This window comes from Nonomuraea rubra (genome assembly GCF_014207985.1).
In the GTDB taxonomy this organism is placed as follows: domain Bacteria; phylum Actinomycetota; class Actinomycetes; order Streptosporangiales; family Streptosporangiaceae; genus Nonomuraea; species Nonomuraea rubra.
The window spans coordinates 677,116-693,927 of the sequence record NZ_JACHMI010000001.1; the positions used below are offsets into that span (position 1 = coordinate 677,116).

The 16,812-nt window shown below is 71.7% G+C and carries 12 protein-coding genes; 6 read left to right on the top strand and 6 right to left on the bottom strand.

Features of this window, described 5'->3' with window-relative positions:
• The first annotated feature begins 26 nt into the window (after nucleotides 1-26).
• Together HD593_RS03100 and pafA are read left to right on the top strand one after the other, a co-directional pair.
• Nucleotides 27-1,163 (top strand): acyltransferase family protein, encoded by a 1,137-nt coding sequence (locus tag HD593_RS03100; protein WP_312903325.1) that lies wholly within the window; start codon nucleotides 27-29, stop codon nucleotides 1,161-1,163.
• Between the two features lie 9 nt (nucleotides 1,164-1,172).
• A complete protein-coding gene (gene pafA, locus HD593_RS03105; RefSeq protein WP_185100620.1) occupies nucleotides 1,173-2,531 on the top strand; it encodes a Pup--protein ligase in 1,359 nt (452 codons plus the stop codon).
• A 72-nt stretch (nucleotides 2,532-2,603) separates the two neighbouring features.
• Here pafA and HD593_RS03110 read toward each other — a convergent pair whose 3' ends face one another.
• The 3 genes from HD593_RS03110 to HD593_RS03120 are packed head-to-tail and all read right to left on the bottom strand — an operon-like array spanning nucleotide 2,604 to nucleotide 5,464.
• Nucleotides 2,604-3,122 carry a CAP domain-containing protein gene (locus tag HD593_RS03110; protein ID WP_185100621.1) on the bottom strand — a complete coding sequence of 173 codons (519 nt, stop codon included), beginning with the start codon at nucleotides 3,120-3,122 and terminating at the stop codon, nucleotides 2,604-2,606.
• Between the two features lie 46 nt (nucleotides 3,123-3,168).
• Complete coding sequence (locus tag HD593_RS03115) at nucleotides 3,169-4,671, bottom strand: MFS transporter (RefSeq protein WP_185100622.1); 1,503 nt, start codon at nucleotides 4,669-4,671, stop codon at nucleotides 3,169-3,171.
• Nucleotides 4,622-5,464 carry an MBL fold metallo-hydrolase gene (locus HD593_RS03120; protein WP_185100623.1) on the bottom strand — a complete coding sequence of 281 codons (843 nt, stop codon included), beginning with the start codon at nucleotides 5,462-5,464 and terminating at the stop codon, nucleotides 4,622-4,624. Before HD593_RS03120 ends, HD593_RS03115 begins: the two co-directional genes overlap by 50 nt.
• A gap of 85 nt (nucleotides 5,465-5,549) precedes the next feature.
• Between HD593_RS03120 and HD593_RS03125 the strand changes: the two genes are divergently transcribed.
• A complete protein-coding gene (locus HD593_RS03125; RefSeq protein ID WP_246546233.1) occupies nucleotides 5,550-6,137 on the top strand; it encodes a CGNR zinc finger domain-containing protein in 588 nt (195 codons plus the stop codon).
• A 29-nt stretch (nucleotides 6,138-6,166) separates the two neighbouring features.
• On the opposite strand, the gene HD593_RS03130 is transcribed toward HD593_RS03125, so the two are convergent.
• Nucleotides 6,167-9,307 carry an AfsR/SARP family transcriptional regulator gene (locus tag HD593_RS03130; RefSeq protein WP_312903326.1) on the bottom strand — a complete coding sequence of 1,047 codons (3,141 nt, stop codon included), beginning with the start codon at nucleotides 9,305-9,307 and terminating at the stop codon, nucleotides 6,167-6,169.
• 116 nt (nucleotides 9,308-9,423) lie between these two features.
• Here HD593_RS03130 and HD593_RS03135 point away from each other — a divergent pair, with 116 nt between their 5' ends.
• Entirely contained in the window at nucleotides 9,424-10,548 is a 1,125-nt protein-coding gene (locus HD593_RS03135; protein WP_185100625.1) for an alkene reductase, read from the top strand.
• A gap of 150 nt (nucleotides 10,549-10,698) precedes the next feature.
• Nucleotides 10,699-11,946: an esterase/lipase family protein gene (locus tag HD593_RS03140; protein ID WP_221524590.1), complete on the top strand. Its 1,248-nt coding sequence runs from the start codon at nucleotides 10,699-10,701 to the stop codon at nucleotides 11,944-11,946.
• Between the two features lie 76 nt (nucleotides 11,947-12,022).
• Here HD593_RS03140 and HD593_RS03145 read toward each other — a convergent pair whose 3' ends face one another.
• Nucleotides 12,023-12,550, bottom strand: a complete 528-nt coding sequence (locus HD593_RS03145; protein WP_221524591.1) for a nuclear transport factor 2 family protein — start codon at nucleotides 12,548-12,550, stop codon at nucleotides 12,023-12,025.
• A 261-nt stretch (nucleotides 12,551-12,811) separates the two neighbouring features.
• Between HD593_RS03145 and HD593_RS03150 the strand changes: the two genes are divergently transcribed.
• Nucleotides 12,812-13,390 carry a dihydrofolate reductase family protein gene (locus HD593_RS03150; RefSeq protein WP_185100626.1) on the top strand — a complete coding sequence of 193 codons (579 nt, stop codon included), beginning with the start codon at nucleotides 12,812-12,814 and terminating at the stop codon, nucleotides 13,388-13,390.
• A gap of 179 nt (nucleotides 13,391-13,569) precedes the next feature.
• On the opposite strand, the gene HD593_RS03155 is transcribed toward HD593_RS03150, so the two are convergent.
• A complete protein-coding gene (locus HD593_RS03155) occupies nucleotides 13,570-16,704 on the bottom strand; it encodes a DEAD/DEAH box helicase (RefSeq protein WP_221524592.1) in 3,135 nt (1,044 codons plus the stop codon).
• Nucleotides 16,705-16,812: the final 108 nt, after the last annotated feature.

Consider the following 16,812-nt stretch of genomic DNA (forward strand, 5'->3'; position numbering starts at 1 on the left):
ACCGACGATCGGCGCTGGACCGGCTGGTGGCGGCCACGCCGGCGTCCCGCGACCGGGTGGTCGACGCCGCCCGCGCGCTGTGCATCGTGGTCGTCACCCTCTGGCACTGGACGTTGTCGGTCACCCACCGCACCGCCGACGGCAGCCTGACCATGCCGAACCCGATCCACGCCGTGCCCGGCGGCTGGCTGGCCACCTGGGTGCTGCAGATCATGCCGGTGTTCTTCCTGGTCGGCGGGTACGCCAACCTGGTCGGCTGGCAGCGGGCCCAGGCCCGCGGGACGACCGCCGGCGGGTTCGTCCGAAGCCGGCTGCGCCGGCTGCTCTGGCCGACCGCCGTCTGGGCCCTGATCTGGCTCGCCGGCGAGCTGGTCGCGGCCGCCCTGCCCGGCCCGCACCGGTGGATGGGGGAGTGGTTCCCCGGTTACCTGACGCCGCTGTGGTTCCTGGTCGTGTACGGCCTGCTGATCGCCGTGGTGCCGATCACCGCGAGCCTGGACGCCCGCTACGGAGCCAGGGTCCTGGCGGTGCTCGTCCTGCTGATCGCCCTCGGCAGCGTGGCGCACCGCGGCGCCGGCCTGGCCTGGGCGGGCTGGGTGACCGCCGGCCTGGTGTGGCTGTTCTGCCACCAGCTCGGCTACGCCTGGCGCGGCTGGGAGCTGGGGCGGCGGCCGCTGGCGCAACGGCTCGCGGTCGCCGGGGCAGGACTGGCGGGGCTGGCCGGGCTGACGGCGGTGGCGGGCTACCCCGCCTCGATGGTGGCCACCGCCGGCGTCGAATCCAACATCTTCCCGACCAACGCCGCCATCGCCGCCCTGGCCGTCTTCCAGCTCGGGCTGCTGGTCCTGATCACGCCGGCCGCCGAACGCCTGCTGCGCCACCCGGCCGCCTGGAAGCCGGTGGTGGCACTCAACGTGGGCGCGCTGACCATCTTTCTCTGGCACATGACCGCGTACCTGGTGGTGCTGTGGGCCTACGAAGGGCTGGGCGGCACCCTGCCGGCGGAGCCGACCGCCGCCTGGTGGGCCCAGCGCTGGCTCTGGCTCGTGGCGCCGTCGGTCGTGATGGTCGTGCTGGTGGTGCTCTTCATCCGGGTCGAGCTGGCCGCCCGCCGTTCGCGGCCGAGATCATCCCCACCGCCGGCGCGGGAAGGATCAGAGTAGTGTGAGGTAATGGATCGCCGCATCTTTGGCGTGGAAACCGAATACGGCGTCACGTGCACGTTCCGGGGCCAGCGCAGGCTGTCCCCGGACGAGGTGGCCCGTTACCTGTTCCGGGGGGTCGTGTCCTGGGGCCGGTCGAGCAACGTGTTCCTGCGCAATGGCGCCCGCCTCTATCTGGACGTCGGCAGCCATCCCGAGTACGCCACGCCCGAGTGCGACAACGTGGTCGAGTTGGTCACGCACGACAAGGCGGGGGAGCGCATCCTGGAGGGCCTGCGCGTGGACGCCGAGAAGCGGCTCCATGAGGAGGGCATCGCCGGCGACGTCTACCTGTTCAAGAACAACACCGACTCGGCCGGCAACTCCTACGGCTGTCACGAGAACTACTGCGTGGGCCGGCACGGCGAGTTCGGGGCACTGGCCGACGTGCTGATCCCGTTCCTGGTCACCCGGCAGATCATCTGCGGCGCGGGCAAGGTGCTGCAGACCCCGCGCGGGGCGGTGTACTGCGTGTCGCAGCGTGCCGAGCACATCTGGGAGGGCGTGTCGTCGGCGACCACCCGGTCCCGGCCGATCATCAACACCCGGGACGAACCGCACGGCGACGCCGAGCGGTTCCGCCGCCTGCACGTGATCGTCGGCGACGCGAACATGAGCGAGACCACGATGCTGCTCAAGGTCGGCGCGACCGACCTGGTGCTGCGCATGGTCGAGGCCGGCGTCGTGATGCGCGACCTGAGCCTGGAGAACCCGATCCGGGCGATCCGCGAGGTCTCCCACGACATGACCGGGCGGCGGCGGGTCCGCCTGGCCAACGGGCGGGAGGCGTCGTCCCTGGAGATCCAGCAGGACTACTTCGGCAAGGCCAAGGACTTCGTGGACCGGCACGGCGGCGACCCGGTCACCCACAGGGTGCTGGACCTGTGGGAGCGCACGCTGCGCGCGGTGGAGACGGGGGACCTGGACCTGGTCTCCCGCGAGATCGACTGGGTGATCAAGCATCAGCTGATCGAGCGTTACCGCAAGAAGTACGACCTGCCGCTGTCGTCCCCGCGGGTCGCGCAGCTCGACCTGGCCTACCATGACGTGCACCGCAAGCGGGGGCTGTTCTACCTGCTGCAGCGGCGCGGGGCCGTGGAGCGGGTGGCCCCCGACATCAAGATCTTCGAGGCGAAGTCGGTGCCGCCGCAGACCACCCGGGCGCGGCTGCGCGGCGAGTTCATCCGCAGGGCGCAGGAGAAGCGGCGCGACTTCACCGTGGACTGGGTGCACCTGAAGCTGAACGACCAGGCGCAGCGGACCGTGCTGTGCAAGGATCCGTTCCGCAGCGTGGACGAGCGGGTGAACAAGCTCATCGCCGACATGTGACCTAGCGCGGCTCGGCCCGGCCCGGCGTGACCAAGCGCGGCTCGGCGGCCCGGACCGGCGTGAACGCGCGGCTCACCGCGACGCGGGTCGCTTGGCGGCGAAGTCCTGGGTCCAGTAGATCGCGCCATCGGAGTCCTCGACCGCGCCGACCCCGATGAAGGTGAACCTGCAGTCCATGATGGCGGCCTTGGTTCCGGAGTTGTCCATCCAGGACTGCACGACCTCGGCCGGGGTGCGCTGGCCCTTGGCGATGTTCTCCGCGAAGCGGGTGCCGCCGGTGAAGCCGGCCTCCCTGATGCGGTCCGTGAAGGTTCGGCCGTCGCGGGAGGTGTACGAGAAGTAGCCCTGTTCCGCCATGTCGGCCGAGTGCCCGCGGGCGGCCCGGTGGAGTTGCGGGTGGTGCCTGAGCGCCCGGCATCCCTTCTTCTTCGCCCGCCGGGCGTTGACCAGCCGCACGACCAGGTTCTCCTGCGCCGTTCCCACTCTGGCGGCGCCGGTTCCGGACGCCGTGACGGCCTGCGCCGTACTCAGTGGCGTGCCGATCGTGGCCAGGGCGGTGGCTGCGGCGAGTAACCCGAGGGATCGGCGCATCGGAAGCTCCTCCAGTCGCGGTAGACGCTGCCGCATTCTGGCGCGATCACCATCGATCTGTCACCCCAGGTGCTCTTCGGCCGCGTGCCGTGGAGATGACCACCGGCACGATGGCCAGCGCCAGGATGCCGCCACCGACTGCCAGGACCGGATAGCCGGCGGCCGCGACGAGGAAGCCGGACACCAGGCCTCCCACGGCGCCGGCGATGGCGATGGAGAGGTCGACCAGGCCCTGGCTCCTGGCCCGGACCGCCAGCGGGACGGAGTCGGTGATGATCGTGGTGCCGGCCACGAGGCCGAGGTTCCAGCCCAGGCCCAGCAGTGCCAGGGCCACCGCGAACGAGGCCACGGAGCCGCCGGGGGCGGTGGCGGCGACGATTCCGGCGGCCAGCAGGGCCAGCGCGGCGGTGACGGCGATCGTGAGATGGCTGTAGCGGTCTACGAGCCAGCCGCTCAGGGGTGAGGGCAGGTACATCGCGCCGATGTGGATGGCGATGACCAGGCCGGAGGCGGCGGTGCCGTGGCCGTGGCCGTGCATGTGGATGGGCGTCATCGTCATGATCGCGACCATGACCAGTTGGGTGAGCACCATGATCAGCACCCCGGCCGGCACGCCGGGGCTCCGCCCTGTGGCCACTGGCCGGCGGCCGACGTCGCCGTGCTCTGTGTCTCTCCGTGCCTGCTCGCCGTGTGCCCTGTCTGTACGCGTGTGCTCGCCATGCGCCGTGTCCGTACGTGCGTGCTCGCCGTACGCGGTCTCCGAACGTTCGTGCTCGTCGAGCGCCGGGTCGGCGCGTTCGCTTTGCAGGGTGCGGGCCAGCAGGAGCGGGTCCGGGCGCAGCCAGACGGTCAGGACCAGGGCGGCGAGCGCGTAGGCGGCGCCGGCGAGCAGGAACGGCCCGGCCAGGTGCGGGATGCCGAGACCGTGCGCGAGGTCGCCGGTGGAGGCGGCGAGGTTGGGGCCGGCCACGCCGCCCATGGTGGTGGCCACCAGCACGGTGGACACGGCACGGGCGCGGCGCGCGGGCGTCGCCAGGTCGGCCCCCGCGTACCGGGCCTGCAGGTTGGTGGCCGTGCCGGCGCCGTAGACGAACATCGAGACGAACAGCAGGACGGCGTTGCCGAGGGCGGCGGCGGCGATGACCCCCGCGCTCCCGGCAGCGCCGGCCAGGTAACCGGCCGCGAGGCCGGGACGGCGCCCGCGGGCCTGTGAGACGCGCCCGACGGCAACGGCCGCCAGCGCGGAGCCGGCGGTGGCCAGCGCGCTGACCAGCCCGGTGAGGCTGGTGGATCCGAGCAGGTCCTGCGCGAGCAGGGCGCCGACGGTCACGCCGGCCGCCAGCCCGGCACCGCTGAGAACCTGGGTGGCGGCCAGGACGATCAGAGCGCGGCGCTGTGCCCGAACGCGCGGAAGGTCGTCGATCCGGGCGGGGACGCCGGCCGTCACGTGCGACCTCTTCCGCTCGGACGCGCCGGGGCCGGAGCTGATCGGCCACACGTCATCGCCGCTCACCCAGATCGAGGCGGTCGCCCAGATCGGGGCGGTCATTCGGAGCGAGGCGGTCATGCGGGGCGAGCCGGTCGCCCAGGTCGAGGCGGTCGGCCAGCCCCGCGGCGGTGAAGGCGGTCACCAGATCGTCGCGGCCCTCGGTGAAGTGCGCCCAGCTGTCGTAGTGAACGGGAATCGCCCGCCGGGCGCCGAGGATCCCGGCGGCCTCGGCGGCCTGCGCACTGTCGAGCACGATCAGCGCGCCGTCGAAGAGCATGGGGAACCGGGGAGCTCCGGCGAAGAGGATGGCGGTGTCCACCGGGCCGAAGCGTTCGGCGATCTGCCTGACCGCGTCGAGCGAGGCGTTGTCGCCGCTGATGTAGACCGTGGGCAGGCCCTCGCCGGTCAGCACAAACCCCACCACCTGCCCGGTGACCGGCTCGACCTCCTCGCGAGTCCCGGGTCCGTGGACGGCGGGCACACCGGTGACGGTGATCACACCGCCACCCGGACGGTCCAGCTCGACCGGCTCCCAGTCGGCCAGCCCCTTGGCCCCGTTGCCCAGGTGCTGCCCGGCCGCGGGCGTGGTGAGGACGAGCGGGACGCCGGAGAGCAGCTCCCGGCCGGAGCCGTCGAGATGGTCCGGGTGGTCGTGGGAGAGCAGGACCACGTCGACCCGGCCGAGCTCGGCAGGCGTGGCGGCGGAGGGCGCCGTCTTGGTCAACTGGCCGCCCGGCACGAGGTGGACGCCGGGAGCGTCGAAAGTCGGGTCGGTCAGGAAGCGCAGGCCACCGTATTCGAAGAGAACGGTGGGGCCGCCGAGGACGCGGACGGGAATCTGGTCGGGGTTCATCAATGCCTCACGGATAGAAGGTAATTCATCCGTGAAGGACGGTAGCGGTGCATCACGGATGAACGCAAGCCGTACCATGAGAGGTATGAGCGCCGAGCCCGTGCTGCCGCCCGCGCCAGGGGCGGGGGACTACCTCGCCATCGACTTCGTGAACAGCGCCATCGCGCTTCCTGGAGGGCAGTTCGTCGATCTCCTCGGCACGCCCGAGGCGACGAACCGGTGGCTCACCGAACGCGGCCTCGCTCCGGCCGATGCCGGGGTGCAGGAGATGTGCGCGACGCAGCTACGATCGCTGCGCGAACACCTCAGGGCGTTGTTCGCCGCCCGCGTCGGCGGGCTGCCGCCCCATCCCGCAGCCCTGTCCGCCGTCAACGACGCGCTGACCAGGGCTCCCGCGGCCGCTCTGCTCCAGTGGGACGAGAAGAGCGGCCCCTTCCGCGCGATCCCGTGCCCGACCAACGAGATCCTCGACCGCGCTCTGGCCACCCTCGCCGCCAACGCGGCCGACCTGCTGACCGGCCCCGACGCCGGCCGCCTCACCGCCTGCGGCTCCACCCCCTGCAACCGCTACCTGCTACGCCACGGCCGCCGCCACTGGTGCTCCACCCGCTGCGGCGACCGCGCCCGCGCCGCCCGCGCCTACGCCCGGCGCTCCACCACGAAGGCGAGCTGACGCTGCCGACGTGTCCCCGACCGGGACAGTCAGGACACGTCGGGCAACAACGACCTGGCGAGGGACGCGGCCTCCTGCACACCCAGTCGGGCACCACGCAGGAACGCCTCGGCATGCGCGTCCTCACCGAGAAGAGCCCTGGTCACCGCCGTGATCCGATCCACGTCACCCCGTTCGGCGGGCGGCAGCGGCGCGCCCACGCTCCGCCGCGCCGCGTCCGCCGCACCGAGTAGGAGCACCGCGCTCCCGGCGCGGCCCGCGTCCCCGGACAACGCCACCGCGCCCGCCAGCCCTTCGAAGGACAGGGCCACGGCCCGCGGCTCCCCGATCGAACGGGCCACCTCCAGCCCGCGCAACTGGCAGTCGGCGGCCCGCGCCGCGTCCCCGCGCAGTTCGGCGGTGAAGCCCAGCTCGACGAGCAGCAGGTGCTCGCCGGCCGGCGAGGACACGAGCTCGTCGCGGAGCCGGGCCAGGTGCGCCTCCGCCGCGTCGAGGTCGCCGGAACGGCGGGCGCCGAGGGCGAGCCCCATGACCGCGTGCACCTCGCCGTAGACGTACCCCTGCTCCACGGCCAGCCGCAGGGCCCGTTCGTGCAGGTCACGGGCGCGATCCCAGTCATGGGAGAGCAGCGCCAGCCGGCCCAGCCCGGACAGGCGGGCGGCGACCTCCGCCGCCAGCCCGAGCTCCTCGGCGATGCGCAGCCCCTCGGTCTGGCGGCGGGCGGCCTCGGGGTAGTCACCCTTGATCTCGGCGAGCGTGGCCAGCGGCGACACGGTCTGCAACTCGCCCCAGCGGTCCCCGAGCTCGCGGAAGAGCGCGGCGCCGCGCAGGCCGTCCCGGGTGACGGTGTCGAGGTCGCCACGAGCCAGCGCGTTCATGGCCCGCAGCCCGAGTACGGCGGCGGTGCCCCAGTCATCGGTGGCCAGGAGGCCCAGAGCCTGGGCGCTGACCTCCTCGCAGGCGTCCGGGAGCCCGGCGTGGAACAGGCCGTACGCGTGCAGCCACAACGCCCGGCCCCGCCGTACAGGATCGGTGATTTCCTCGTGGGACGGCGGCTTCGGGCGGGAGCGGTCGCCGGTCAGCAGCATGAACGCACCTTCCAGCACCCGCAGCTCGGCGGCACCGAGACCGAGCACCGCCGACAGCGCCCGCAGTTCGGCGGCCTCGGGGACGGCGTCGAGCACCGCCGACAACACGCGGCGGCCCTCGTTCAGCCGGCCGCGCAGCAGCCACCACCAGCAGAGGGCGGTGGCCAGCCGGGCGGCCGCATCCGGTAGGACCGCCTCCTGGAGCGCCGACCGGAAGTTGGCGGCCTCCGCGTCGAGGCGGCCGAGCCACGCCTGCTGCCGCGCGCCGCGGAGCTGGGGCTCGGCCTGTTCGGCGAGGTCCAGGTAGTGGCGCAGGTGCCGCTCGCGGACGCCGGCGAGCTCATCCGCCTCGCGCAGTCGCTCCATCGCGTACGCGGCCACCGATTCGAGCAGCCGGTAGCGCGGCCCCGCCGGGCTGTCGGCCATGACGACCAGCGACCGGTCGACCAGGCGCGTCACCAGGTCGAGCACCTCCTCGCGGGGCAGGCCGGCCCCCGCGCACACCGCCTCGGCCGCGTCCAGCGTGCAACCGCCGGCGAACCCGGCCAGGCGGCGCAGCACGATCCGCTCCTGTTCGCCGAGCAGCTCCCAGCTCCAGTCGATCACCGCCCGCAGGGTCTGCTGCCGTGCCGGGGCACCCCGCTGCCCGGCCGTGAGCACCCGGAACCGGTCCTTGAGCCGCGCAGCCAGCTCCCGCACGCCCAGGCCCCGCACGCGGGTCGCCGCCAGTTCGAGCGCGAGCGGGATGCCGTCGAGGCGATGGCAGATCTCGGCCACCGCCTCGCGGATCTCGCCGTCGAGGGTGAAGCTCGGGGCGGACGCGGTGGCCCGTTCGGTGAACAGCCGGATCGCGTCGTCAGGCCGCAGCGGCTCGACCGGAAACAGCGTCTCGCCCGCCAGGCCGAGCGGCTCCCGGCTGGTGGCCAGGACGCGCGCCCCGGGCGCGGCGCGCAGCAGCAGGTCCACGAGCTCGGCGGCCGGCTCGACGACCTGCTCGCAGTTGTCGAGTACGAGCAGGATCCGGCGCTCGCGCAGGGCGGCGGCGAGCCGGTCGGCGGGCGTACCGGGGCCCGCTGGGACGTCGCCGCTCACGCCGAGCGTGGCCGCGACGGCCTGCGCGAGGTCCGCCACGCCCCCGCGCTGGCCGGCGAACTCGACCAGCCAGACCCCATCGGGAAACCGCGAACCGCCCGCTCGCGCCGCCGCCTCCACAGCGACCCGCGTCTTGCCCACCCCGCCCGGCCCGATCAGCGTGACGAGGCGGGCACCGGCGAGGAGCCTGTCGATCTCCTCCAGGGCATGACGACGCCCGATCAGGGTGGTGAGCTGCGCGGGAAGGTTCGCCCGTGGACGATCCGGCGCGTCCTGGCGCAGGATCGCCTGGTGGAGCTCGGCCAGCTCAGGGCCGGGGTCCGCGCCGAACTCGTCCGCCAGCCGGTGGCGCAGCTCCTCGTACGAGGCCAGCGCCTCGCCCTGGCGACCGGCCAGGTAGAGGGCCCGGAGCTGGACGGCGCGCAGCCGCTCGCGCAGCGGATGACGGGCCACCAGATCGGCGAGCTCCCCGGCGAGCAGGAGGTGGTCGCCCGCGGCGAGGCGGAGCTCGGCCTGCTCCTCCACGACGGCGAGGCGCTGCTCGGCCAGCCGGTGCACCGCCGCGCGGACGAACTCCTCGTCGGCGAAGTCGGCGTACGCCGGCCCGCGCCACAGTTCGAGCGCCTCGGCGAGCAGCGCGGCCCGCGTCGCCGGGTCGGCGGACCGGGCCCCGGCGGCCAGGGCACGGAACCGGTCCGCGTCCACTTGGTCGGCGGGGCCGAGGCGCAGCACGTAGCCCGGCGCCTGGTAGGCCACGCGGTCGCGGCCGACGGCCCGGCGCAGCTGGGAGACCTTGGCCTGCAGGGCGTTGGCGGGGTTGCCCGGCGGCTCCGCCCCCCACAGGTCCTCGATGAGCCGATCGGCGCCGACCGGCCGTCCCTCGTTCACGAGCAGGTCGGCGAGCAGCGCCCTGACCTTGACTTCGGGAACCTTGATCGGCCGGCCCTCGTCGTCCCGCACCATCAGCGGGCCAAGCACTCCGAACCACACAGTGGTCACCGTACACAGGGCCGGTCGGCGGGCCATCAGCGGACCATCAGGGGCTCCGAAGCGCTCAGGAGCACAGTCGTCATCGCCCACGGAACATGAGAGATCGGACGACGACCATGTCGAGCACAGCGTTGACCTCCCGCCTGTTCGAGCCCGCCAGGCTCGGCTCCCTGCACCTGCCCAACCGGCTGGTGATGGCGCCGCTGACGCGTAACCGCGCGTCGGCCGACGGCGTCCCCCAGCCGATCATGGCGACGTACTACGCCCAGCGCGCGTCCGCCGGACTGATCATCGCCGAGGCCACCACGCCGAACGCGGTCGGGCAGACCTATCCCGACATTCCCGCCATCTACCACAACAGGCATGTGGCCGGCTGGCGGCGCGTCACCGGCGCGGTGCGCGCCGCGGGCGGCACGATGTTCCTGCAGTTGCAGCACGGCGGCCGGATCGGCCACCCGGACACCACCGGGCTGACGCCGCTCGCCCCCTCGCCGGTGGCGTTCCCCGATCCGATCCACACCCCTGCCGGGTCCAGGCCGGGGGTCGTGCCCCGCGCGATGACCGTCGCGGAGATCCGATCCACCGTGGCCCACTTCGCCGCCGCAGCCCGGCGGGCCATCGACGCCGGGTTCGAGGGGGTGGAGGTGCACGGTGGCAACGGCTACCTCATCCACCAGTTCCTGTCGGAGGTCACCAACCACCGCACCGACGCCTACGGCGGCTCGGCGGCCGGCCGCATCCGGTTCGCGGTCGAGGTGGTCGAGGCCGTGGCCGACGCGATCGGTCCCGCGCGGGTGGGCCTGCGCATCGCACCCGGCGTCACGGCCAACGCCATGCGCGAGCACGACATCGAGCACGTCTATCCCGCGCTCGTCGGCGCGCTGGCGGACATGGGCCTGGCCTATCTGCATGTCGTGTTCGCCGACCCCGCCCAGCCCCTGTTCCACCGCGTCCGCGCCGACTGGCCGGCGGCGTTGATCGCCAACCCGGCACTGCCCTGGCCGACCCCGCTCCCCGCCGACGGCGGGCGTCACGCGGGCGAGCGGCTGCTCGCGGCCGGCGCCGACCTGATCTCGCTGGGCCGGGCCTTCCTGGCCAACCCCGATCTGGTCGAACGGTTCCGCCGCGGCGCGCCGCTCAATCCGGTGCGCGCGGAGTACTGGTACGGGGGTGGGGAGCTCGGATACACCGACTACCCGGTGCTGGCCGCCGCGGAGGAGCGCGCTCCGGCCCTGGCCTGACCGCCTTCCGATCGATCGACGTACGTCGCCCGGCGCCGGGCCGAGTCGTGGCCCGGCCACGCCGTCTCATCCGGCTATGGGGGCGGCTCACATTGACCGGTACCTCCGGATCGGGCGAACTTGACTCATCTCGGCTACATGGGAGGTCTGATGGGACGACGTTCGTGGACACGGATGGCCGCGGCCCTCGGGTTGGCAGCCGGCGCGCTGCTCGCGACACCCGCCGCGGCGACCGCGACGCGCTCGGTGACGCTGGAGGCCACCTACACCTCGGGCCTGGAGAACGGCTGGGCGCTCGTCGAGCGTTACCGGGACGGCTCGACCGCGTTCCAGGCCGAGACCTACCCGCCCGACGGGCGGGGTGATCAGAAGGGACAGACCAGGCGCCTGTTCGGCGACGTCGCCCGCCCGCACTCCTCGCGGTTCCTGCTGTACCACGCGCCGGGCTGGCAGACGGGCGCCAAGAGCACGCCCGTGCTGCTGGTGCACGGCGCCAACCAGACCGCCGACCTGGCCTGGGCCAACCCGAACGCCGCCGGCTCGTACGGCTGCGGCCAGGCGAGCTGCCCCACCACCGGCCTCATGCAGCACCTCAGCGGCCAGGGCTACAAGGTGTTCGCGATCGGCTTCCCGCATGTCACGGGGGACGGCCACTACTGGGCCGAGCAGATCCACGACGCCGTCACCAGGATCCGGGCGAAGACCGGTGCCGCGCAGGTGGACGTGATCGGCTGGTCGAAGGGCGCGTTCAACGCCCGCATGTACGTCTCGTCGCTGCGCAAGTCCTGGGGCACGGCCTACGCGGGCGGCGTCAGGAAGCTGATCCTCGTCGGCGGGCCGAACAAGGGCTTCGACTGGGGCTACCGGCACGGCTGGACCCACGATTTCGCGATATTTCCGGAATGCGGGGGCTCGTTGAACGCACCCGCACCCCACACCCAGATGGTCTGCTACGGACTGTGGCGCAACCACCCCGACCTGAGCTACGAGGGCACCGCCTACCCCGGCTCCGACGACATGCTCTACCGCTGGGACAACGTCTACCCGCTGTCCACCGCCGAACAGGACTGGTACACCACCTACTACGGCGGCACCGGCTTCTACACCGCCGGCCGCGGCATCCAGTGGGCCATCGACAGAGGCTCGCTCGTGCAACCCCTCATCAACGCGGGGACACCGTCGAGCGTGCCGGTCTACCAGCTGTGCGGCAACATGCCGGACATGGCCCTGCTGCACAACGAGCACACAGGACCGTCCGACGGCGCCGTCTTCGTGGCGAGCTGCACCGCGCCCGACGGCCTCGCGAACCGGGCCGCCACGGCGACGCTCCCGCTCAACCACCTCAAGCTCGGCTGGTCCGCGACCGCCATGTCCCAGATCGCGGCCTGGCTCGGCTGACCGTCCGGCGCAGCGCCCGCAACCGGCGTCGTAGAAGATCGGCTCTGCGGTCATGAATGCGGAGGACTTGCTGCGCCTAGCGGGGCTGCGCCAGTCCGTTGGGAGCCACCGTTCCGTCCAGCAGCCCATCGGGAGAGACGATGATGGGCAACCCCCTGACCACGTCACCGTCGAGCAACCCCACCTGGGCGAGCACCGCGGCTTGATCCCAGTAGATGCGCTCGCTCGCGACCGCCGTCCCCTCGAACCCCACGATCCCGATCACCGGGACGCGCACCCGCCTGCCCGTCGGCGCCACGGCGGGCAGGATCCACGGGATCTCGATGTCATGGGTGAAGGTGATCATCATCTCGTCGACGATGCGATCGTCCCCGACCGTGCGGCTCAGCGACTCGATGGACATGTCGGCCGCGTTCCGCCCCACGAACCATCGCCGGTAGAAGTCACGAACCCCTTCGTACCCCGTACCGCCCATGCCGGTCGGCACGTGCAGGACGGTCGGATCATCCGTCATCGTACGCATCGTGGCGTCCACGTCGCGGGTCTCGAACTCGGCCGCGGTGTGCGCTTCCCACATGCGCTCCATGGCTTGGCGATCGGCCATCCGTCTCCTCCATCAATCCGGGTGATCGACGACGTGTCCCGGCGACGAGTCTGCCGTACCCGCCTGGATCGTACGATGGCCGGATCACCTACGAGAGCCGGGTGATCCTCGGTTCCGCAGACCTGGCGTGGTCCCGGCGCGAATGTGAAGCCGACGTCATCACCTACGCGTTCTGAATCCGTCGTCTCCGCCCAAGACGGCAACCGCGGCCGTCATCTACCGTGTACCCCGGAGCACGCCCGAGCACGAGGAGACAGCACAGTGCGTAACTTGGTCTACACCGGTTTCATGTCACTCGACGGCGTCGTGGACTCGCCCGGCGGCGGGCCGGGGGAGGAGCACCGCAGCGGCGGATGGGTGTTCAAGGACCTCGAGTTCGTCCCCGAGGCCTGGTCGCTGAAGGGTGAGGAGCTCGCCGACACGACGGCGTTGATGTTCGGCCGTCGCAGCTACGAATCGTTCGCAGCGGTCTGGCCCGGCTCGGAGGACCACGCCGACTACAAGGAGCTGCCCAAATACGTGGTGTCGGCCACGCTGTCCGACGACGCCATCGTCGACGGATGGGGACCGACCACGATCCTGCGCTCGACCGAGGACGTCGCCGCGCTCAAGGAGGGTGAGGGCGGCGCGATCTACATCCACGGGAGCGCGGAGCTGGCTCGGCGGCTGTCGGACGCGGGCCTGATCGACCAGTACAACCTGCTCGTCTTTCCCGTGCTGCTCGGTGCCGGGAAGAGCATGTTCGGCCGCGCCGACCGGGACAAGTACATGCTGACGCTGCGGGAATCGGAGAGCTACCCGAACGGGATCCTGAAGCTGGTGTACGACGTCAAGCGCTGATCCAGGTCGAGGGTGATCGCGCCGTCGGCAGCCCGCGCAATGGGAGGCTTGGACCGTGCGTACCTGGTTCGCGCCCGACAAGGCCGAGGAGTTCGAGGCCGCCAAGGACCTGCTGATCCGGCGGTGTGTCACCTGGGCGGAGGAGCACGGGCATCCGGTCGATGACCTGCTTGGCAATCTCAACGGTCCGAGTACGTCGGGGACTCGGGCGGCAGCACGAGTTTCGGAAGATCGCGGGCGAGTACGTTGAAGTAGCGCTGCGTCGACCACGACGCCCGATCGCCGATCACGTAGAGGCGCCGCTTGGCGCGGCTGACCGCCACGTTCAGCAGGTTCGGACGCATGGCCGCCCAGGCCTTGGCGCCTGGCCGTTGCGGATCGCCGCCCAGGACGAGCACGACCACCTTGGCCTCCTTGCCCTGGGCCGTGTGCACGGTCCCTGCCTCCACGCCGGGAAATCGCCGTGCGACCTGCTGCATCCCGCGTACGACGTCGCGGAACGGGCTGATCACGAAGATGTCCTCCGGTGCGACCTTGTCGCGGGCGAGCCGGGTCAGGATGCGTTCCAGCGCGGCCCCCTCCTCGGGGATCCAGTGTCCGCTCGAGCCGGCTCCGACGACGTCGATCCACACACTCTCCGGCAGTTCGACCGGGGCTTCAGTGATCTTGCCGTAAACCATGAGCCCGTCGTACGCGATGGTGTTGGAGATGCCGAACATGGGTTCGTCACAGCGTCGGTGGACGCGCAGCGGGGCTCCGACCCAGACGGGAGCGTCTTCTCCGGGCAGATACGTGCCGTACGCGTTCGTGTGATCGGCCAGCTGCTGAACCGAGGTGCGTCCCGGAAGCCAGTGCTCCTCCTGGACGCCGAACGTACGCCGCAGTGCCTGCTGGGCGGCGAACGGCAGCGTGACCACCGGCTCCAGCTGCAGAGGATCCCCTACGGCCACCACTCGCCGTGACCGCCAGATTGCGCCCGCCGCGAGCTGAGGTGCGGCCTGGCCGGCCTCGTCGATGAACAACCAGCCCAGCGCCTCACGAGTGAGGTGCGCGAACACGCGATCGAAGGAGGCAAAGGTGGTGGAGACGACCGGGACCAGGAAGAACAGGCTCTGCCACGCTGCCCGTACGGCCTCCTCCGGCACGCCGGCGGGCACGTCCCCGGTGACGACGTCCATGGCGGCTTGCAGGCTTCTGCGCATCCGCCTCGCCTCCGCGCGGAGGAACGCCTGGTGCAGGCGGAGGGCCTCCACGAACAGGTCGGTGCGGGCGTGGTTCCAGGCCTCGTCGGTCCACAGCGTCTGACTTTCCCGGTGCTTCTCGTCGGTCCACCAGCGCTCGTCCGGGAAGAACCGCCCGAGCCGCTCCTGCTGGACGGCCAGCCGGGACTGGATCTCGGCCAGCCGGGACCGGGCGTTGTGCAATTCGGCGCGCCGGGAGTCGCGCTCGTGGGAGATCTGCGCGGCGGCCTGGCGGAGTCTTTCCAATCGCGCGGTCGCGGTGCCGAGCGCGTGCTCAGCGCTCTGAACGTCACCTGCCAGGGCCCGGTCCTGCGCATGCCACTCCCGGGAGGCCTTCCCGAGGGTGAAGAGCGCGGTGACCAGGCTGGGCTGGAACTGTTGATGCTCCTGGCGGCTGCGCTTGCGTGCGGTGATCTCCTCCCGGGCCGTCCCTTCGAGCCGCTTGGCGTCGTCGAACTCGGTGCGCAGGGTGGTGAGGCGATCTTCGGCGGCGGTGATCTGCGCGGTCGCCCGTGTGATGATGCGCTGCTGTACGGGCATGTCCCGCAAGGCGTCGTGGGCGGTGGCTCGCTCGCTCCGAAGAGCCTGGACGCGTTCGTAAGCGAGGGTGAAGGACTCGACCGCCGTCGCCCATGGCTCCGTCGTGGTGTCCTGCCAGGTTTCGAAGCTCATCCGCAGACCGGGTTCGTCGGCGGTGCCGTACCAGGCCTTGCTGACGAACTCCATGCGGTAGGACTTCCGGCCCAGCTTGGCCGCCACCAGGCCCCAGGCGGGCTCGCCGAGCACGCGGCTCGCCACGTCGTCGAAGTAGGCGGCCTCTCCTCGCCAGAGCGCGTCGATCGCCTTCTCTCCGGGGATCTCGGTCGTGACGTTCTCCACAGCCCCGTTGTTGGCCGAGGTGACCACCATCTCGAAGCCGGTGAGCTCTTCGCGCCACAGGCTCACCACCCGCCGGAAGTCGCCCGTCTGCCAGCGCATCTCTCCCCTGAACGCGGCCTCGGTGCTGGGGAGCCTGGACAGGCGCAGCGCGCGCTCCACGACGTTGGCCGCGATCAGATCCCTGAGCATCGTGGTCTTGCCGGTGCCCGGAGGCCCGTTGACGGCGAACAATCCCGCCCGCGGGGCCAGCTCGGACATGATCGTGTTGACCGCGAACTGCTGGCTCAGCGCGAGCGGCAGGCCCGGCCCCTGAGGCCAACGTCCCGCAGGGACCTGTTCGGGTGCCACGTGGTCGAGAACCACCTGCGGCTCCTTGCGCACGTCCACACGGGACGGCTCTGGGATCCGCAGGTAGGTGTCCAAGGCTGCGCCATAGGCGCCTGCCCGGACGGCTGAGGCCACTCGTTCGAGATCTTGGACGATGAAGCTGTTCAGGAAGTCGGTGCTGCCGTCATCGTCGTGCTCGCGCCGGCGCGAAACCTGTACGCACTTGACGAGCAGACCGTCGGGGGCCAGGACCTCCTCCACCCCGAACCGGTCGGCCGTGAGCTTCATGAGTGCCCGCAAGTCGTCCTGCCTGAGAGGACGACCTACACAGACGCCTTCGTCTCGCAGTTCGGCGGCCCGCGTGTCATGCTCCAGGGCGGCGACGAGTTCCTCACCGGCGGCACCCACGCGTCCGGCCGCCACGTCGAAGCCCCTGAGCCAGGCCGGATCCCGGTGGCCGGGGGACACCGTGCGACCTGCCGCCCAGGCAGCACTGGAGAACTCCCACGCTCCCAGCAACGGCCGGCCTTCTTCCGTGACCAGCATGGCGAAGAGCGCACTCGCCCCCTGCGGGGCACGGTCGAAGTTCTCCGGATCGGGCCCGAACACCTTCTCCAGCAGGAGCCGCACGCGCTCGAGCTGGAAGACGCCGCCGTAGACGATGTAGCGCCACGTCATGTTCGGCCTGATGCGCCTGCGCTGGAGAGGGTGACCGGCCTCCCAGGGCAGCAGGGCGCCGGCCTGTACCCGGAACACCGGCTCCCGCTCGTCCCGAGGGTCGACCCTTGGCAGACTGGGCGGGCTGAACAGCTCGCAGGCCCGCCAGAACTCCATGACACGCGCGCGGCTGTCGTTCAGATGGCTCACGGCACTCCTAGCTGAGGGACTGCAGGACTTCGTCCGGTTCGACCACGTCAGGTCTCGGTACTGGAGCTCTCAGGGCGACCACAGGTTAACGGGACGCCCTGAGAGACG